The 19,274-nt window shown below is 69.7% G+C and carries 19 protein-coding genes; all 19 read left to right on the forward strand.

What is annotated here, in order from left to right; translation table 11 throughout:
• Nucleotides 1-58: 58 nt before the first annotated feature.
• The gene (locus BST44_RS08665) at nucleotides 59-475 is read left to right on the forward strand and encodes a VOC family protein (RefSeq protein ID WP_083176614.1); all 417 of its coding nucleotides are present in this window, start codon (nucleotides 59-61) and stop codon (nucleotides 473-475) included.
• A 261-nt stretch (nucleotides 476-736) separates the two neighbouring features.
• Complete coding sequence (ftsH, locus tag BST44_RS08670) at nucleotides 737-3,124, forward strand: ATP-dependent zinc metalloprotease FtsH (protein ID WP_083176616.1); 2,388 nt, start codon at nucleotides 737-739, stop codon at nucleotides 3,122-3,124.
• Between the two features lie 16 nt (nucleotides 3,125-3,140).
• On the forward strand, nucleotides 3,141-3,755 hold the full coding sequence (gene folE / locus BST44_RS08675; protein ID WP_083176618.1) for a GTP cyclohydrolase I FolE: 615 nt from the start codon (nucleotides 3,141-3,143) through the stop codon (nucleotides 3,753-3,755).
• A gap of 19 nt (nucleotides 3,756-3,774) precedes the next feature.
• Entirely contained in the window at nucleotides 3,775-4,608 is an 834-nt protein-coding gene (gene folP / locus BST44_RS08680; protein WP_083176619.1) for a dihydropteroate synthase, read from the forward strand.
• Nucleotides 4,601-4,999, forward strand: coding sequence for a dihydroneopterin aldolase (folB, locus tag BST44_RS08685; protein WP_083176621.1), 399 nt, complete (start codon nucleotides 4,601-4,603; stop codon nucleotides 4,997-4,999). Before folP ends, folB begins: the two co-directional genes overlap by 8 nt.
• 22 nt (nucleotides 5,000-5,021) lie before the next feature.
• The gene (gene folK / locus BST44_RS08690; protein WP_083176622.1) at nucleotides 5,022-5,570 is read left to right on the forward strand and encodes a 2-amino-4-hydroxy-6-hydroxymethyldihydropteridine diphosphokinase; all 549 of its coding nucleotides are present in this window, start codon (nucleotides 5,022-5,024) and stop codon (nucleotides 5,568-5,570) included.
• Complete coding sequence (locus tag BST44_RS08695) at nucleotides 5,570-6,046, forward strand: DUF3180 domain-containing protein (protein ID WP_083176624.1); 477 nt, start codon at nucleotides 5,570-5,572, stop codon at nucleotides 6,044-6,046. The genes folK and BST44_RS08695 overlap by 1 nt, the downstream gene beginning before the upstream one ends.
• 86 nt (nucleotides 6,047-6,132) lie before the next feature.
• The gene (locus BST44_RS08700; RefSeq protein ID WP_083176625.1) at nucleotides 6,133-7,533 is read left to right on the forward strand and encodes a DUF6779 domain-containing protein; all 1,401 of its coding nucleotides are present in this window, start codon (nucleotides 6,133-6,135) and stop codon (nucleotides 7,531-7,533) included.
• A gap of 115 nt (nucleotides 7,534-7,648) precedes the next feature.
• Entirely contained in the window at nucleotides 7,649-8,560 is a 912-nt protein-coding gene (locus BST44_RS08705) for a Rossmann-like and DUF2520 domain-containing protein (protein ID WP_083176627.1), read from the forward strand.
• Nucleotides 8,557-9,495 carry a pantoate--beta-alanine ligase gene (gene panC, locus BST44_RS08710; RefSeq protein WP_083176628.1) on the forward strand — a complete coding sequence of 313 codons (939 nt, stop codon included), beginning with the start codon at nucleotides 8,557-8,559 and terminating at the stop codon, nucleotides 9,493-9,495. The genes BST44_RS08705 and panC overlap by 4 nt, the downstream gene beginning before the upstream one ends.
• On the forward strand, nucleotides 9,495-9,923 hold the full coding sequence (gene panD, locus BST44_RS08715; protein WP_083176630.1) for an aspartate 1-decarboxylase: 429 nt from the start codon (nucleotides 9,495-9,497) through the stop codon (nucleotides 9,921-9,923). Before panC ends, panD begins: the two co-directional genes overlap by 1 nt.
• Before the next feature lie 2 nt (nucleotides 9,924-9,925).
• Complete coding sequence (locus BST44_RS08720; RefSeq protein WP_083176631.1) at nucleotides 9,926-10,741, forward strand: type III pantothenate kinase; 816 nt, start codon at nucleotides 9,926-9,928, stop codon at nucleotides 10,739-10,741.
• 155 nt (nucleotides 10,742-10,896) lie between these two features.
• The gene (gene lysS / locus BST44_RS08725) at nucleotides 10,897-12,408 is read left to right on the forward strand and encodes a lysine--tRNA ligase (protein ID WP_083176633.1); all 1,512 of its coding nucleotides are present in this window, start codon (nucleotides 10,897-10,899) and stop codon (nucleotides 12,406-12,408) included.
• A 124-nt stretch (nucleotides 12,409-12,532) separates the two neighbouring features.
• On the forward strand, nucleotides 12,533-12,871 hold the full coding sequence (gene lsr2, locus BST44_RS08730) for a histone-like nucleoid-structuring protein Lsr2 (protein ID WP_003875617.1): 339 nt from the start codon (nucleotides 12,533-12,535) through the stop codon (nucleotides 12,869-12,871).
• Between the two features lie 314 nt (nucleotides 12,872-13,185).
• A complete protein-coding gene (clpC1, locus tag BST44_RS08735; protein ID WP_007166561.1) occupies nucleotides 13,186-15,720 on the forward strand; it encodes an ATP-dependent protease ATP-binding subunit ClpC in 2,535 nt (844 codons plus the stop codon).
• A 303-nt stretch (nucleotides 15,721-16,023) separates the two neighbouring features.
• A complete protein-coding gene (locus BST44_RS08740; RefSeq protein WP_083176634.1) occupies nucleotides 16,024-16,233 on the forward strand; it encodes a CbtB domain-containing protein in 210 nt (69 codons plus the stop codon).
• A gap of 4 nt (nucleotides 16,234-16,237) precedes the next feature.
• On the forward strand, nucleotides 16,238-17,029 hold the full coding sequence (locus BST44_RS08745; RefSeq protein ID WP_083176636.1) for a CbtA family protein: 792 nt from the start codon (nucleotides 16,238-16,240) through the stop codon (nucleotides 17,027-17,029).
• Nucleotides 17,026-17,574, forward strand: coding sequence for a histidine phosphatase family protein (locus BST44_RS08750; protein WP_083176637.1), 549 nt, complete (start codon nucleotides 17,026-17,028; stop codon nucleotides 17,572-17,574). The genes BST44_RS08745 and BST44_RS08750 overlap by 4 nt, the downstream gene beginning before the upstream one ends.
• 70 nt (nucleotides 17,575-17,644) lie before the next feature.
• Nucleotides 17,645-18,889, forward strand: coding sequence for an HNH endonuclease signature motif containing protein (locus BST44_RS08755; RefSeq protein ID WP_083176639.1), 1,245 nt, complete (start codon nucleotides 17,645-17,647; stop codon nucleotides 18,887-18,889).
• Nucleotides 18,890-19,274: the final 385 nt, after the last annotated feature.

Raw genomic sequence — 19,274 nt, forward strand, 5'->3', positions numbered from 1 at the left:
GTCGCCTGGTAGATATCGCCGTGCACCCCTCGCTCCACGTGAAAGCAGGTGAACCGGAATGAAGCGGCTCGACCACGTCGTCCTCTGGACTTCAGACCCGCGCGCCGCGATGGATTTCTACACGAGGGTGGTGGGCTTGGCGCCGGTCCGGTTTGCCGAGTTCGAGGCCGGCGATGCGCCGTTTCCGAGCGTGCGGGTGTGCGAGGACTCGATCATCGATCTGCTGCCGCTGGCCAATGCGGCCGGCACCGAGGCGATGACACGGGCCCAGGGCAGCGCCGGCCACCCCGTGAACCACGTCTGCCTTGCGCTATCGAGGTCCGAGTACGACGCGCTGGATCAGCGGCTCCAATCCGAAGGGCTGGACACCGGCGCGCGGCTGAGCCCCACGTTCGGGGCGCGGGGCTGGGCGCCGCAGGGCTACTACTTCACCGACCCGGACGGCAACGTGATCGAGGCCCGTTATTACGAGTGACGAGCCGCCCGACGCGCGCGTCCGCTCGGCGCGCTCCCGCCACCGAGCGTCACGCTGGCGCGGCGTTCGGTGGCCACCGTCACGCTGGCGTGACGCTCGGGGCGGTTCGGGAGGGAACCCCCGCTCGTTATATCGACGGAATGCTGGCGGTACCCCCAGCGCCCGGCTCTGCCGGAGCTGGCGATCGCCACGAGCGGTAACCTGGACTTTTCCAGCTGCGTGTATATCGGGGAAGGACCTGGCCGACAAGGCCGATGATTGATGAACCGGAAAAACGTAATCCGCACCATCACGGCGATCGCCGTCGTGGTGCTGCTCGGTTGGTCGTTCTTCTACTTCAGCGACGACACCCGCGGCTATAAGCCCGTCGACACGTCGGTGGCGGTGGCGCAGATCAACGGCGACAACGTCAAGAGCGCGCAGATCGACGATCGCGAGCAGCAGCTGCGGTTGACCCTGAAGAAGGGCAACAACGACACCGAGAACTCCGACAAGGTCATCACCAAATACCCCAGCGGGTACGCCGTCGACCTGTTCAATGCCCTGAACGCGAAGAACGCCAAGGTCAGCACGGTCGTCAACCAGGGCAGCATCCTGGGCGAGCTGCTGGTCTACGTGCTGCCGCTGCTGCTGCTGGTGGGCCTGTTCGTGATGTTCTCCCGCATGCAGGGCGGCGCCCGAATGGGCTTCGGGTTCGGCAAGTCCCGCGCCAAGCTGCTCAACAAGGACATGCCCAAGACCACCTTCGCCGACGTCGCTGGCGTCGACGAGGCGGTCGAAGAGCTCTACGAGATCAAGGACTTCCTGCAGAACCCCGGCCGCTATCAGGCGCTGGGCGCAAAGATCCCCAAGGGCGTGCTGCTCTACGGCCCGCCCGGTACGGGCAAGACGCTGCTGGCCCGCGCGGTGGCCGGGGAGGCCGGTGTCCCGTTCTTCACCATCTCCGGCTCCGACTTCGTCGAGATGTTCGTCGGTGTCGGCGCGTCGCGGGTGCGCGACCTGTTCGAGCAGGCCAAGCAGAACAACCCGTGCATCATCTTCGTCGACGAGATCGACGCCGTCGGCCGCCAGCGCGGCGCCGGCCTGGGTGGCGGCCACGACGAGCGTGAGCAAACGCTGAACCAGTTGCTGGTCGAAATGGACGGGTTCGACCCGCGCGCCGGCGTCATCCTCATCGCGGCCACCAACCGGCCCGACATCCTCGACCCCGCGCTGCTGCGGCCCGGCCGCTTCGACCGGCAGATCCCGGTGTCCAACCCGGACCTGGCGGGTCGCAAAGCGGTGCTGGAGGTGCACTCCAAGGGCAAGCCGATCGGCCCGGACGCCGACCTCGCCGGGCTGGCCAAGCGCACCGTCGGCATGACCGGCGCCGACCTGGCCAACGTCATCAACGAAGCCGCGCTGCTCACCGCCCGCGAGAACGGCACCGTCATCACCGGCGCCGCGCTCGAAGAGGCGGTGGACCGGGTGATCGGCGGCCCGCGCCGCAAGGGCCGGATCATCAGCGAGCAGGAAAAGAAGATCACCGCCTACCACGAGGGTGGGCACACCCTGGCCGCCTGGGCGATGCCCGACATCGAGCCGATCTACAAGGTGACCATCCTGGCCCGCGGACGCACCGGCGGGCACGCGGTGGCGGTCCCCGAGGAGGACAAGGGGCTGCGGACCCGCTCGGAGATGATCGCGCAGCTGGTGTTCGCGATGGGCGGGCGCGCGGCCGAGGAACTGGTGTTCCGGGAGCCGACGACCGGCGCGGTGTCCGACATCGAGCAGGCCACCAAGGTGGCCCGCGCGATGGTCACCGAATTCGGGATGAGTTCCAAGCTGGGCGCGGTCAAATACGGCACCGAACACGGGGACCCGTTCCTGGGCCGCACCATGGGCACGCAGGCCGACTATTCGCACGAGGTCGCCCGCGACATCGACGACGAGATCCGCAAGCTGATCGAGGCCGCCCACACCGAGGCGTGGGAGATCCTCACCGAATACCGCGACGTGCTCGACACGCTGGCCGGCCAGCTGCTGGAGAAGGAGACGCTGCACCGCGCCGAGCTCGAGGGCATCTTCGCCGGCGTCGAAAAGCGGCCCCGGCTCACCATGTTCGACGACTTCGGTGGCCGCATCCCGTCCGACAAACCGCCGATCAAGACGCCCGGCGAGCTGGCCATCGAGCGCGGCGAGCCGTGGCCGCCGCCGGTTCCCGAACCGGCGTTCAAGGCGGCCATCGCGCGCGCCAGCCAGGCCGCCGCGGCCGCCGGAGCCGACGCCGACCGAAACAACAACGGCGGCAACGGCTCCCAGGGCGCCCAGGGGGCCGACCCCCGTCCGGGCGTGCCGCACGGCCCCACCCAGCCGGACTACGGCGCCCCGGCGGGCTGGCACGCGCCGGGATGGCCGCCGCACGACCAGCAGCCGAATCGCTGGTACCCGCCGCCGCAGGCCCCGCAGCAGCCCTACTGGCCGCAACCGGCGGGGAACCACCCCGGCTATCCGGGCCACCCGCAGGCCCGCCCGGCCCAGCAGGGTCAGGCGCCTCCCCCTTACCCGCCGTACCCGCCCTATCCGCCGCCGAGTCTGCCCGACCCGGCCGGCGGAAAGTCTCCCGAGCAGGACGACGTGAGCCGGTCCAATCCACCGGCTCACGGCTGAGAAAACGGAGGATCCGATGGCGTTAACCGGTTTGGGCCCGGACACCGCCTCCCCGCCAATTCGCGTGTTCGACCAGGCGCGTGCCGAAGCGGCGGTCCGGGAGCTGCTGTATGCCATCGGCGAGGACCCGGACCGGCACGGCCTGCGCGAAACGCCGGCCCGCGTCGCCCGCGCCTACCAGGAGATGTTCGCCGGGCTCTACACCGACCCGGACAGCGTCCTGAACACGATGTTCGACGAGGAACACGACGAGCTGGTGCTGGTCAAGGAGATCCCGCTGTACTCGACCTGCGAGCACCATCTGGTGTCGTTCCACGGTGTGGCCCACGTCGGCTACATTCCGGGCGCCGACGGGCGGGTCACCGGGCTGTCCAAGATCGCGCGCCTGGTCGACCTCTACGCCAAGCGGCCGCAGGTGCAGGAGCGGCTCACCAGCCAGATCGCCGACGCCCTGATGAACAAGCTCAGCCCGCGCGGGGTGATCGTCGTGATCGAGGCCGAGCACCTGTGCATGGCCATGCGCGGCGTGCGCAAACCCGGCGCCGTCACCACCACTTCGGCGGTGCGCGGACTGTTCAAGACCAACGCCGCTTCGCGCTCCGAAGCGCTCGACCTCATCCTGCGTAAGTGAGTCGTCGCCTGTGCGGGTTATGGGAGTCCTGAACGTCACCGACGACTCGTTCTCCGATGGCGGCCGCTATCTCGATACTTCCAACGCGGTGGTGCACGGGCTGGCCCTGGCCGCGGCCGGCGCGGACATCGTCGATGTCGGCGGCGAGTCGACCCGGCCCGGCGCCACACGCATCGACTCCCGGGTCGAGACGTCGCGTGTCCTTCCCGTCGTCAAAGAGCTTGCAGCGGAGGGGATCACGGTAAGCATCGACACCATGCACGCCGACGTCGCGCGGGCGGCGCTGCAGAACGGTGCGCGCATCGTCAACGACGTGTCGGGTGGGCGCGCGGATCCCGCGATGGCGCCGCTGTTGGCCGATGCCGGTGTGCCGTGGGTGCTGATGCACTGGCGTTCGGTGGCCGCCGACCGCCCGCACGCGGCCCCGCACTACGGCGACGTGGTGGCCGAAGTGCGTGCCGAGCTGCTGACCAGCGTCGACGCCGCGGTGAGCGCGGGCGTCGACCCCGCCAGGCTGGTGATCGATCCGGGCCTCGGGTTCGCCAAGACGAGCCAACACAATTGGGCGCTGCTGCGCGCGTTGCCGCAATTGGTCGCCACGGGCATCCCGGTGCTCCTGGGTGCATCGCGGAAACGGTTCCTCGGTACGTTGTTAGCCGGGCCGGATGGCTCGCCGCGACCGCCCGGTGGCCGCGAGACGGCGACCGCGGTGATCTCCGCGCTGGCAGCGCTGCACGGGGCGTGGGGCGTTCGCGTGCACGACGTGCGGGCCACCGCCGACGCCCTCAAGGTGGTGGGGGCCTGGACGCGGACCGACACGCAGCAGACCGAGCTGGCTGGAGACGATGGCTGACCGAATCGAATTGCGGGGGTTGACGATTCGTGGACGACACGGAGTTTTCGAGCACGAGCGCGCCGACGGGCAGGAGTTCGTCGTCGATATGACCGTGTGGATCGACCTCGCCGGTGCCGCCGCCAGCGACGAGCTGGCCGACACCTACGACTACGCCGCCCTGGCGCAACTCGCCGCCGAGGTGGTGGCCGGCCCGCCGCGCAACCTGATCGAGGCGGTCGGGGGCGAGATCGCCGACCGGGTCATGGGTGACGAGCGGGTGCACGCCGTCGAGGTGGTGGTGCACAAGCCGCAGGCCCCGATCCCGCAGCAGTTCGCCGACGTCGCGGTGGTGGTGCGGCGGTCGCGGCGCGGTGGTCGCGGTTCGGTGATCCCGGCGGGCCGGGCGTGACCGGGGTCGTGGGGCGGCGCCGATGACGTGGGTGGTGCTGTCCGTCGGCTCCAACCTGGGCGACCGCCTGGCCCGGTTGCAGTCGGTGGTCGACGGGCTGGGCGAGAAGGTGCTCGCGGTGTCCCCGGTGTATGAGACCGACCCCTGGGGCCGCGTGGACCAGGCGCCGTTCCTCAACGCCGTGCTGATCGCCAACGACCCCACCTGCGACGGGCAATCCTGGCTGCGCCGGGCTCAGGAATTCGAGCGCGCGGCGGGCCGGGTACGCGGCGAGCGCTGGGGCCCGCGCACTCTCGACGTCGACCTGATCGCCTGCTACGACGAGGCCGAGGTGATCTCGCGCGAGAACAACCTGACACTGCCGCACCCGCTGGCCCATTTGCGGGCCTTCGTCATGATCCCGTGGCTTGCCATCGACCCCGACGCCCAACTGACCGTCGCCGAGGGCCCGCGCCCGGTGGCGAGCCTGCTGGCCGAGCTGGAACCGGCCGACCGCGAAGGCGTCCGGTTGACCGACCTCACGCTGCACCGGGCGGGCGGATCGACGGACGATCGGGAACCGGAGACCTGATGGGGCCGACCCGCAAACGTGACCTGACGGTCGCGGTGGTCGGTGCGGCGGTGGTGGGGTATCTGCTGGTGACCGCGCTGTACCGGTGGTTTCCGCGGATCACCGTGTGGACCGGGCTGTCGTTGCTGGCGGTGGCCATCGCGGAAGGGCTTTGGGCCCGTTACGTGCGGACCAAAATCAACGACGGCGAAATCGGCGTCGGCCCCGGCTGGCTGCACCCGCTCGCGGTGGCGCGCAGCCTGATGGTCGCCAAGGCGTCGGCCTGGGTGGGCGCGCTGATGCTGGGCTGGTGGGCGGGCGTGCTGGTGTACTTCCTGCCGCGGCGGTCCTGGCTGCGGGCGGCCGCCGAGGACACCGGCGGGACCGTGGTCGCGGCGGTCAGCGCGCTGGCGCTGCTCGTCGCCGCGCTGTGGCTGCAACATTGCTGCAAGTCGCCGCCGGACCAGACCGAACACGGCGAAGGCGCGGAAAACTAGCCCACCCGCGCCGCGCCGCCAACCGGCGCGAGAATCGCCGGAGTAGGGCGACACGCGGATTGACCTCGCGCAGGTACAGTCAGGCCATGACCGTTCTGTCCCGCGGCGCCCGGGTTCGGCGCGGCGGCCGCAGGCCGGGGTGGGTGCTCTTGACCGCGTTGCTGGTCCTCGCGATGGGGGCCAGTTCCGCGCTGGTTTTCACCAATCGGGTGGAACTCCTCAAGCTCGCTGTAATCCTGGCGCTGTGGGCCGCAGTCGCCGGCGCCTTCGTCTCCGTGTTGTACCGCCGCCAGAGCGACGCGGATCAATCCCGGGTCCGTGACCTGAAGCTCGTGTACGACCTGCAGCTGGATCGGGAGATCTCGGCCCGCCGCGAGTACGAGCTGACCGTGGAATCCCAGCTGCGCCGCGAGTTGGCTTCCGAGCTGCGCGCCCAGGCCGCCGACGACCTGGCCGAGCTGCGCGCGGAGTTGAGCGCGTTGCGCACCAGCCTGGAGATCCTGTTCGACACCGATCTCGCGCAGCGCCCGGCCCTGGAGACGCCCGACGCCGAGTCGGCACCCGAGCGCGCGTACAGCGAATGGGACCGCAACGGCGAGACCCCGCGCGACGCGCCCTACGACTGGGTGCCCAGCGACCGGGTCACCTCGGTGGCCCAGGACACCCCCTCGAGCCGCGCCGACGAGACGGCGATCATCGACGTGCCCGAGGAACCGCTGGTGCCGCCGCGTCAGCCGCAGAGCCAGCCGCAACCCCGCCGCGAGCGGGTGCGCTACCAGTACGAAGCGCCGCAGGAACCGGCGCCGCCGGGCCCGCCCGAGCCGGCGTACGGCGCCGCGCCGCGCGAGCCGGAGCCGCGTTTCGAACCCCGATACCAGCCCCCGCCGGTGCCCCAACCCGAACCGGCGCCGGAGCCCCAGCCGCACGTGCAGGGCTGGCAGCCGGCGGGCGCGTCCGGGCTGTGGCTGCCACCCGGAACACCCGGCAGCCACTGGGCCGGCGCCGAGCAGGCCGGCCCGCCCGCCGAGGAGACGTCGGGGCGGCGGCGGCGCGCCCGCCACTCCGAACCGGACGAGGCCTGGGCCGCCCCGCCCGTCGAGCCGGTGGCCCCGACCCGCGGGGAGGCGGGCCGCCGTGCGCGGTCGCGCCACTCCGCGGAGTACCGGGACTACGGTGCGCGCAACTTCTCGCCCACCTCGAACGAGCCGGCGTTCGCGCCAACCCACGGTCCCGCGGCGGCCACACCCCCGCCGCCGCCACCGCCGCAGGCGGCGCCGCCCGCCGCCGAGCCGCTGCCGCCGCGGCTGGCCCCGCCGCCACCGCCGGAGCACGCGCCCCGGCACGGCGGCACGGACGCGGAGGGCCTGGACGGCCGGGGCGGGGCCGGTGAGGGACCCTCGACCGGCGGCCAGTCGGTCGCCGACCTGCTGGCGCGCCTGCAGGTCCAGCCGTCCGAGGGCGGCCGCCGTCGCCGCCGCGACGGCTGAGCTGGGAGCTTCCTCACATTGGGCCGGGCCCGCCGATCGACTACAGTTTGAATGACCGAACGGTACCCACCCGGTGGGACCGGAACGAACGAAGAAATCTGTGAGGTCGTCTGCGATGGGGCAGTTCGACGGTCTGCGCCCGGCCAGGCTCAAGGTGGGAATCATCTCGGCCGGCCGGGTCGGCACCGCGCTCGGCGTGGCGCTGGAGCGTGCCGACCACGTGGTGGTGGCCTGCAGCGCCATCTCCCGGGCATCCCGGCAGCGGGCGCAGCAGCGGCTGCCCGACACCCCGGTGGTGGCGCCGCCGGACGTGGCCGCCGCGGCCGAGCTGCTGCTGCTGGCGGTGCCCGACAGTGAACTCGCCGGCCTGGTGTCCGGTTTGGCCGCCACGTCGGCGGTGCGGCCCGGCACGATCGTCGCCCACACCTCCGGCGCGAACGGGGTCGGCGTCCTCGCGCCGCTGACCCGCGACGGTTGCATACCGCTCGCGATCCATCCGGCGATGACGTTCACCGGTTCTGACGAGGACATCAGCCGGCTGCCCGACACCTGCTTCGGCATCACCGCGGCCGACGACGTCGGCTATGCGATCGGGCAGTCGCTGGTTTTGGAGATGGGTGGCGAGCCGTTCTGCGTGCGCGAGGAGGCGCGGGTGCTCTACCACGCCGCCCTGGCGCATGCCGGCAACCACCTGGTGACGGTGCTCGCCGACGCGCTCGAGGCGTTGCGGGCCGCGCTGCGCGGTAGCGAACTGCTCGGGCAACAGTCCGTCGACGACTCCCCGGGCGGCATCGCCGAACGCATCGTCGGGCCGCTGGCCCGGGCCGCGCTGGAGAACACCTTGCAGCGCGGGCAGGCCGCGCTGACCGGACCGGTCGCGCGCGGTGACGCGGCCGCGGTCGCCGGGCACCTGGCCGCACTGAAGCGGGCCGACCCCGAACTGGCGCAGGCGTATCGGGTCAACGCCCTGCGGACCGCCCGCCGCGCGCACGCCCCCGCCGACGTCGTCGAGGTGCTGGCCGGATGAGACCCACCAGGCCACCCGCCTTCAATCCCGGCGAACTCAACCTGTACTCGCGGCCCCGCGACGTCACGGACGTCAGCCGCGCGCTGCGCCACACCGGCCGCCGGGTGATGCTGGTGCCCACCATGGGCGCGCTGCACGACGGCCACCTGACCCTGGTGCGCGCCGCCAAGCGGGTGCCCGGATCGGTGGTGGCGGTGTCGATCTTCGTCAACCCGCTGCAGTTCGGCGCCGGGGAAGACCTCGACGCCTACCCCCGGACCCTGGACGACGACGTGGCGCTGCTGCGCGGCGAAGGCGTCGAAATCGTTTTCGCGCCAACGGCGGCGGCGATGTACCCCGACGGCCTGCGCACCACCGTGCAGCCCGGCCCGCTGGCCGCCGACCTCGAGGGCGGCCAGCGACCGACCCATTTCGCCGGCGTGCTGACCGTGGTGTGCAAGCTGCTGCAGATCGTGCGCCCCGACCGGGTGTTCTTCGGGGAGAAGGACTATCAGCAGCTGGTGCTGATCCGGCAGATGGTCGCCGACCTCAACATCGACGTCGCGGTGGTCGGCGTGCCGACCGTCCGCGAAGCGGACGGGCTGGCCATGTCGTCGCGCAACCGCTACCTCGACCCGGAGCAGCGCGAGGCGGCCGTGGCGGTGTCCGCGGCGCTGACGGCGGCGGCGCACGCGGCGGACGCGGGGGCCGGGGCCGCGCTGGACGCGGCGCGCGCCGTGCTCGAGGCGGTGCCCGAGCTCACTGTCGACTACCTCGAGCTGCGCGACGCGGACCTGGGCCCGTTGGGCGCCAACCGAACCGGCCGGCTGCTCGTCGCCGTCCGGCTGGGCGGCACCAGGCTGCTGGACAACATCGCGATCGAGATCGAGACTTCGCCGGCACCCGTGGGGCCGGACGGATATCGGGACACCCGTGAATCATCTTGGAGGAACTGATGCTACGGACGATGCTCAAATCGAAGATCCACCGCGCCACCGTCACGCAGGCCGACCTGCACTACGTCGGCTCGGTGACCATCGACGCCGACCTGATGGAGGCCGCCGACCTGCTCGAGGGCGAGCAGGTGACGATCGTCGACATCGACAACGGCGCCCGCCTGGTCACCTACGCGATCACCGGGGAGCGCGGCAGCGGGGTGATCGGAATCAACGGCGCCGCTGCGCATCTCGTACACCCCGGCGACCTCGTGATCCTGATCGCCTACGGGACCATGGAAGAGGCCGAGGCGCGTTCGTACCGGCCGCGGATCGTGTTCGTCGACGCCGACAACAAGCCGGTCGACCTGGGCCACGACCCGGCCTTCGTGCCCGATGACGTGTCCGCCGCCGCCGAGCTCCTCGACCCCCGAATCACTGTGCGGTAGCAATGCTGCTCGCCATCGACGTCCGCAACACCCACACCGTCGTGGGCCTGATCTCCGGGTCCAAAGAGCACGCAAAGGTCGTGCAGCACTGGCGGATCCGGACCGAGTCCGAGGTGACCGCGGACGAGCTGGCGTTGACCATCGACGGCCTGATCGGCGACGACTCCGAGCGGCTCACCGGCGCCGCCGCCCTGTCCACCGTCCCGTCGGTGCTGCACGAGGTGCGGATCATGCTCGACCAGTACTGGCCGTCGGTGCCGCACGTGTTGATCGAGCCGGGTGTGCGCACCGGCATCCCGCTGCTCGTCGACAATCCGAAAGAAGTGGGTGCCGACCGAATCGTCAACTGCCTCGCGGCGTTTCATCGATTCCAAAGCGCAGCCATCGTCATCGACTTCGGTTCGTCCATCTGCGTGGACGTCGTCTCGGCCAAGGGGGAATTCCTCGGCGGCGCGATCGCGCCGGGCGTGCAGGTCTCCTCGGACGCCGCCGCCGCGCGCTCCGCCGCGCTGCGCCGGGTGGAACTGTCCCGCCCGCGTTCGGTGGTGGGCAAGAACACCGTCGAATGCATGCAGGCGGGAGCGGTGTTCGGGTTCGCCGGTCTGGTCGACGGTCTGGTCGGGCGCATCCGCGAGGACGTGGACGGATTCGGCGGCGAGGATGTCGCGGTGGTGGCGACGGGGCACACGGCGCCGCTGCTGTTGCCCGAGCTGCACACCGCCAGCCATTACGACCAGCACCTGACCCTGCAGGGATTGCGGCTGGTCTTCGAACGCAACCGGGACACCCAGCGCGGTCGGTTGAAGACCGCGCGCTGACAGGGCAACCACATCGACTGTGCGCCCGCGGCGTCGCGGGTGAACCCTGGCAGGGATTCGCCCGGAATCTCCGCCCGGAGCGCACACGCAAGGCCCTGAGCGCACGCGCGATGCCGTGACCGCCGGCCATACCAGGTCATTTAAGCTGGCACGTCGTGAGTGACGCCAGTGAGGATGCAGCCGCAGACCTGCCCGAGCAGTTCCGCATCCGCCGGGACAAGCGCGCCCGGTTGCTGGCCGAGGGGACCGAACCGTATCCGGTCGCGATCGAACGCACCCACACCCTCGCGCAGGTCCGCGCCGACCACCCCGACCTGCCGGTCGACACCGCGACGGACGACGTCGTCGGCGTCGCCGGCCGGGTGATCTTCGCGCGCAACTCGGGCAAATTGTGCTTCGCGACACTGCAGGAGGGCGACGGCACGAGTCTGCAGGTGATGCTCAGCCTCGACAAGGTGGGCTCCGAATCGCTCGACGCGTGGAAGGCCGACGTCGACCTGGGCGACATCGTCTATGTACACGGCAACGTGATCAGCTCACGCCGCGGCGAATTGTCCGTCCTCGCCGATTCCTGGCAAATGGCGGCGAAATCGTTGCGGCCGCTGCCGGTGGCGCACAAGGAGATGAGCGAAGAGGCGCGGGTGCGGCAGCGCTACGTCGACCTGATCGTGCGTCCGCAGGCCCGCACGGTGGCGCGGCAGCGAATCGCCGTGGTCCGCGCGATACGCAACGCGCTCGAACGGCGCGGGTTTCTCGAAGTGGAAACGCCTATGTTGCAGACGCTGGCGGGTGGCGCGGCCGCGCGGCCGTTCGTCACGCATTCCAATGCCCTCGACATCGATCTCTACCTGCGCATCGCGCCGGAACTGTTCCTCAAGCGCTGCGTCGTCGGTGGTTTCGACAAGGTCTTCGAAGTAAATCGAGTGTTCCGAAACGAAGGCGCGGATTCCACGCATTCTCCGGAATTCTCCATGCTGGAGACCTACCAGGCGTACGGAACCTATGACGATTCGGCAGTCGTCACGCGCGAGCTTATTCAAGAGGTCGCCGATGAGGCGATCGGAACCAGACAACTGCCGCTGCCCGACGGGAGTGTCTACGACATAGACGGAGAATGGGCGTCGATACAAATGTACCCGTCGCTGTCGGCGGCGCTCGGTGAAGAGATCACGCCGCAGACGCCGGCCGATCGGCTCTGGGCCATCGCGCACCGCCTGGGAGTCGAGATTCCCGGCGATCGCGGCTACGGCCACGGAAAGCTCGTCGAGGAGCTCTGGGAGCACGCGGTGGGCAACGCGCTGACGGCGCCCACCTTCGTGCGGGACTTCCCGGTTGAGACAACGCCTTTGACGCGCCAGCACCGCAGCATCCCCGGCGTGACGGAGAAGTGGGACCTCTATGTGCGCGGGATCGAACTGGCCACCGGCTACTCCGAGCTCAACGACCCCGTCGTCCAGCGGGAGAGATTCGCCGCGCAAGCCCGCGCCGCTGCGGCCGGCGACGACGAAGCCATGGTGCTCGACGAAGATTTTCTTGCCGCCCTCGAGTATGGGATGCCGCCCTGCACCGGAACGGGAATGGGTATCGATCGCTTGTTGATGTCATTGACCGGACTGTCAATTCGCGAGACAGTTTTGTTCCCGATTGTTCGGCCACACTCCAGTTGAAAAGTGCAACTGTGCACCTTGCGGCCGGATTGAGTATGCTGCGTTGTTATGGCAGATTGATGACCCGGGGAGGCTCACCCAATCTGCTCGGCAACTGCTCAGGACGAAATGCGAGGATAAGCTAATGGCTAAAAAAGTGACCGTCACCCTGGTCGATGATTTCGACGGTGCCGGCGCAGCCGACGAAACCGTCGAATTCGGACTTGACGGGGTTACCTATGAGATTGACCTTTCGTCCAAGAATGCGGCGAAACTTCGCAACGACCTGAAGCAGTGGGTGGAAGCCGGTCGCCGGGTCGGCGGGCGGCGGCGCGGGCGTTCGGGCTCGGGCCGCGGCCGCGGCGCGATCGACCGCGAGCAGAGCGCGGCGATCCGCGAGTGGGCCCGGCGAAACGGCCACAACGTGTCGACGCGCGGCCGCATCCCGGCCGACGTGATCGACGCGTTCCACGCGGCGACCTGACAAACCTCGAACCGGCGCCCCGGGCCGCACAGGCCGGGGCGCCGGTTTGTCGTTTCGCTGGCGGCGAAAACATCGGTGTGACTCACGGAAACGAATTGGCACCCGGCCACGTTGCTCCAGTTACAGCGCTGTGATCACAGGGGAGATCGCCCGGAACGGGCCCGCGGGTCTTTCAGCAGCAGGGAACCGCAAGGTTATGCCCCCTGGCAGGCCGACCATTACAGTGGATGGCAGGTATGCAATACCGGCCCCGACGGGACCGGTTGGCCACTCAGAGGCTAGTACCGATGGTGAGGGAGAGCAGGTAACCACCGATGTTTGAACGTTTTACCGACCGTGCCCGCAGGGTCGTCGTCCTGGCGCAGGAAGAGGCCCGGATGCTCAACCACAACTACATCGGCACCGAGCACATCCTGTTGGGCCTGATCCACGAGGGCGAGGGCGTCGCGGCGAAGTCGCTGGAGTCGCTGGGCATCTCGCTCGAGGGCGTTCGCAGCCAGGTCGAGGAGATCATCGGCCAGGGCCAGCAGGCGCCGTCGGGGCACATCCCGTTCACGCCGCGCGCCAAGAAGGTCTTGGAGCTGAGCCTGCGCGAGGCGCTGCAGCTCGGCCACAACTACATCGGCACCGAACACATCCTGCTCGGGCTCATCCGCGAGGGTGAGGGCGTGGCCGCCCAGGTGTTGGTCAAGCTGGGCGCCGAGCTGACCCGGGTGCGCCAGCAGGTCATCCAGCTGCTGAGCGGCTACCAGGGCAAGGAAGCCGCGGAGGCCGGTACGGGCGGCCGCGGCGGAGAGTCCGGCTCCCCGTCCACGTCGCTGGTGCTCGACCAGTTCGGGCGCAACCTGACCGCCGCCGCGATGGAAGGCAAGCTCGACCCGGTCATCGGACGCGAGAAGGAAATCGAGCGCGTCATGCAGGTGCTGAGCCGGCGCACCAAGAACAACCCGGTGCTGATCGGCGAGCCCGGCGTCGGCAAGACCGCCGTCGTCGAGGGGCTGGCGCAGGCGATCGTGCACGGCCAGGTTCCGGAGACGCTGAAGGACAAGCAGCTCTACACGCTGGACCTCGGCTCGCTGGTGGCCGGCTCACGCTACCGCGGTGACTTCGAAGAGCGCCTGAAGAAGGTGCTCAAGGAGATCAACACCCGCGGCGACATCATCCTGTTCATCGACGAGCTGCACACCCTCGTCGGCGCCGGTGCCGCCGAGGGCGCGATCGACGCCGCGTCGATCCTCAAGCCGAAGCTGGCCCGCGGCGAACTGCAGACCATCGGCGCCACCACCCTCGACGAGTACCGCAAGTACATCGAGAAGGACGCCGCCCTGGAGCGCCGCTTCCAACCGGTTCAGGTCGGGGAGCCGACGGTGGAGCACACCATCGAGATCCTCAAGGGGCTGCGCGACCGCTACGAGGCGCACCACCGCGTGTCGATCTCCGATGCGGCGCTGGTGGCCGCCGCCACCCTGGCGGACCGCTACATCAACGACCGGTTCCTGCCGGACAAGGCGATCGACCTGATCGACGAGGCGGGCGCCCGGATGCGGATCCGCCGCATGACCGCGCCGCCAGACCTGCGCGAGTTCGACGAGAAGATCGCCGACGCGCGCCGGGAGAAGGAGTCCGCGATCGACGCGCAGGACTTCGAGAAGGCCGCCAGCCTGCGCGACCGGGAGAAGCAACTGGTCGCCCAGCGGGCCGAACGCGAGAAGCAGTGGCGTTCGGGTGACCTTGACGTGGTCGCCGAGGTCGACGACGAGCAGATCGCCGAGGTGCTGGGCAACTGGACCGGGATCCCGGTGTTCAAGCTCACCGAGGCCGAGACCACCCGCCTGCTGCGCATGGAGGACGAGCTGCACAAGCGGATCATCGGCCAGGAGGACGCCGTCAAGGCCGTCTCCAAGGCGATCCGTCGCACCCGGGCCGGGTTGAAGGACCCCAAGCGCCCGTCGGGTTCGTTCATCTTCGCCGGCCCGTCCGGTGTCGGTAAGACCGAGCTGTCCAAGGCGCTGGCCAACTTCCTGTTCGGCGACGACGACGCGCTCATCCAGATCGACATGGGCGAGTTCCACGACCGGTTCACCGCGTCGCGGCTGTTCGGCGCCCCGCCGGGATACGTCGGCTACGAAGAGGGTGGCCAGCTCACCGAGAAGGTGCGGCGCAAGCCGTTCTCGGTGGTGCTGTTCGACGAGATCGAGAAGGCGCACCAGGAGATCTACAACAGCCTGTTGCAGGTCCTCGAGGACGGCCGGCTCACCGACGGCCAGGGCCGCACGGTCGACTTCAAGAACACCGTGCTGATCTTCACCTCGAACCTCGGTACGTCCGACATCTCCAAGCCGGTCGGCCTCGGCTTCACCCAGGGTGGCGGTGAGAACAACTACGAGCGGATGAAGCAGAAGGTCAACGACGAGCTGAAGAAGCACTTCCGCCCGGAGTTCCTCAACCGCATCGACGACATCATCGTCTTCCACCAGCTGACCAAGGACGAGATCATCCGGATGGTCGACCTGATGATCACCCGGGTCGGCAACCAGCTCAAGGCCAAGGACATGGCTATGGAGCTGACCGACAAGGCCAAGGCCCTGCTGGCCAAGCGCGGCTTCGACCCGGTGCTGGGTGCCCGCCCGTTGCGGCGGACCATCCAGCGCGAGATCGAGGACCAGCTGTCGGAGAAGATCCTCTTCGAGGAGGTCGGTCCGGGACAGATCGTCACGGTGGACGTCGACAACTGGGACGGCGAGAGTGCCGGCGAGGACGCGGTGTTCACCTTCACCGGCGCCCGCAAGCCGCCGGCCGAGCCGGACCTGGCGAAGGCCGGAGCGCACGCGGCCCCGGAAACGCCCTAGCGATCACCGGAAACGGGCGGTTAGTCTCACGGGATTAACCGCCCGTTTTCGCTGCGCACAGGGGTCCGCCCGTGCTGATCGTCACCACGAACGACGTCCCGGGCACCGAGATCCAGCGTGCTGCGGCGAGGTCTTCGGGTTGACCCGCCGCCACAGCATCGACCCCCCGGTCTACACTGACTTCGTCCTGACGGGCAACGGAATCTGGTGGAACTCCAGAACGGTCGCGCCACTGTCGATAGTCAGACCCAACGCCCGTCATCACCCGGCGGGGACGCGTGCATCCCCGAGAGGAGTCCACCCATGTCCGAGCCTCGGATGACCGCCACCCGGTCGGTCGATTTGTCGGCGGCCGGCGCCGCGGTCTGGCTGGCGGCCACTACCTTCCTGGCGCTGTTGGCGCTGTACTTCGTCGGCTTCGACCAGGGCGCGGTGTCGCTGTTCGGCAGCGATTCGCACGTGCATGAATTCCTGCACGACGCGCGCCACCTGCTCGGCTTCCCCTGCCACTGATCGCGTGGAAAAGCGTCTGATCGGACGCGGCCTGCTCGCCGGTGCGATCGGCGCGGTGCTCGCGTTCGCCTTCGCGCGCCTGTGCGCCGAGCCGGTGATCGGCCGCGCGATCGCTTTCGAAGAGGGACGGGCCGACGCCCAAAACGCTCACGGCGTGCACGAGCACGGCGCCGAGCTGTTCGGCCGCGGCGTGCAGTCCGGCGCCGGGTTGGGCTTCGGTGTGCTCATCTTCGGCGTCGCGATGGGCGCGCTGTTCGGCGTGTTGTTCTGTGTGGTTGCCGCGCGACTGAGAAGCGTTGCGCCGCAGAGTCTTTCGCTCCTGTTGGCGGCGGCCGCCTTCGTCGCGGTGTACCTGGTGCCGTTCCTGAAGTATCCGCCGAACCCCCCCGCGGTGGACCAGGCCGACACCATCGCGGCGCGCACCGGCTGGTACCTGGCGATGGTGCTCGCGTCGGTGGGGTTGGCCGTCGCCGCGGTCTGGTCGGCGCGGCCGCTGACGGCCCGGTTCGGCGCGTGGAACGGGCGGCTGCTCGCGGCGGGCGGATACGCCGCGGCGGTCGCGGTGGTGATGGCGCTGCTGCCGAGCGTGGACGAGACGCCCGGACCGCTGCGTGACGCGTCGGGCGCGATCAGCTACCCGGGCTTCCCGGCCGACGTCCTCTACGAATTCAGGTTGCTCGCGCTGGCCACGCAGCTGGTGCTGTGGGCGGCCATCGGCGTGGTGTTCGCGACGTCCGCCGGGCGCCTGCTGGGGCAGCGCGAGGGGAGCGGACGGGCGTCGAGCGTCGCGGCGTGACGGATGTCGTCCGGCTGACCCTGGTCTCGCACGCGATGACCGACGCCATGGCGGCCGCGCGCTTCCCCGGCGACGAACCCCTCAACGCCCTGGGCCGTCGGCAGGCCGAGGCCGGTGCCGTCGAATTACCCCGCAGCGCACGCCATCTCACCGGCCCCGAGCAGCGCGCCCGCCAAACGGCCGGCCTCATGGGGTTGGAGGCGGCAGCGGATCCGCTCCTGGCCGACCTGGATTGCGGGCGATGGCGGGGGAAAAGGCTGCAGGATGTGCCGCCCGGCGACCTGACGGTCTGGCTGACCGATCCCCTGCGGGCCCCGCACGGCGGTGAGTCGATCCTCGACCTGATCCACCGGGTGGGCGGCTGGCTGGCGTCTCTCACCGACAGCACGTCGCCCGCCGTGGCGGTGACCCACCCCGCGGTGATCCGCGCCGCCATCCTGCACAGCCTCAATGCGCCCCCGAAGTCGTTCTGGCGCATCGATATTGCGCCGGTGAGTCGCACCGTGCTGCATTTCCGGAGCGGCGGCTGGACGCTGAGTTTGTAGCTGGGCGTGTGTTTTCGCGGCGTGGCTTGGACAGCAGAGATTTGTCGTACCCGGCTGCGATGATGGGGTCATGTCCTCGATCGCATCGTGTGCCGCGGCGGTGAGCCCTGCGGAGCGTACTGAGGTGCTGTTCGAGGAGTTGGCGGAGTTGGCCGGGCAGCGTAACGCGATCGATGGGCGCATCGTGGAGATCGTCGCCGAGCTGGATCGCGACGAGCTGTGCGGGAATACGGGCGCGCGGTCGGTGGCGGCGTTGGTGGCCTGGAAGTTGGGGTGCTCGTCGGCCAACGCGCACACGATCGCCACCGTCGCGCACCGGTTCGAGGAGTTCCCGCGCTGCGCGCAGGGCCTGCGGGAGGGGCGGCTGTCGCTGGATCAGGTCGGCGTCATCGCGGCGCGCGGCGGTGCGGGATCTGATGAGCATTACGCCGCGTTGGCCCGGGTCGCTACGGTGGGCCAGCTGCGCACCGCGATCAAGCTGGAGCCACGACCCGAACCCGATAGCGGGCCGCAACCGCAGCCCTCGATCACCAAGGCCGCCGATGAGGAGTTCACCTGTTGGCGGATCAAACTGCCGCACCTGGAGGCGGCGAAGTTCGACGCGGCGCTGGCGTCGCATCGTGATGCGCTGATCGCCGAGTGGAAACGCGAGCACGGCGGCGGCGAGCACGGCTCGGAGCGCGGGGCGCCGTTGCCGGGCACCCTCGAGGCGTTCCTGCGCCTGGTCGAGGCCGGGTGGGACACCGAGGCGGCCCGCCGCCCGCACGGGCAGCACACCACGGTGGTGGTGCACGTCGACGTCGAGCAGCGCGCCGCCGCGCTGCATCTGGGTCCGCTGCTGTCCGACGCCGAACGCCGCTACCTGACCTGCGATGCCACCTGCGAGGTCTGGTTCGAACGCCACGGCGAGGTCATCGGCGCCGGGCGGGCGACGCGGACCATCAGCCGGCGGTTGCGCCGCGCGCTCGAGCACCGCCACCCGACCTGCGCGGTTCCCGGCTGTGGCGCGACCCGCGGTCTGCACGCTCACCACCTCTGGCACTGGGAAGACGGCGGCCCCACCGAGCTGGCCAACCTGGTGCTGGTCTGCCCCTATCACCACCGGCTACACCACCGCGGCCTCATCACCATCACCGGCCCCGCCGGCGCGCTCACCGTCACCGACAGCTCCGGACGACCGCTTAGCGCAGGATCACTCGCCCGGGTGCCCAACCACCCCCCACCCGCCGTCCCGCCATGCCCCGGACCCACCGGCGAACGCGCCGACTGGTGGTGGTACGAACCCTTCCAACCCCAGCCACCACCAAACAACTGATATGTAGGCGTCGTTTGTCAAGAGGCAGGTGAAAGCCGCCCCGGTTGTGATGCCGGGGCGGCTTTCGTTTGATCGGGGTCAGTCGGCGCGGCGGCGGTCGTTGATCTACGACGGTGGTGTCAGACTGATATACGCGGGTTGGTTACCGCAAGACGATGGTTCGGCGCGAACGGTGGCTGCTCTCTAGGGACGGGCGTCGCATCAGTATTCGATGAATCCTGTTGCTGCTCATAGTTGTAACGCAGATCCAGTTCGCCTGCCTCGCCGCCGGCCGGCTGGCCCCGATCAAGCTTTGGTTGACGGTGTCAGGTCAGCGTGGCCAGAGACCAGCACCAGCCCGCGAGCTGTCGAGCGACTGCGACGTTGGCCACCACGTGGGGCTTCT

Source organism: Mycobacterium scrofulaceum (genome assembly GCF_002086735.1).
In the GTDB taxonomy this organism is placed as follows: Bacteria; Actinomycetota; Actinomycetes; order Mycobacteriales; family Mycobacteriaceae; genus Mycobacterium; species Mycobacterium scrofulaceum.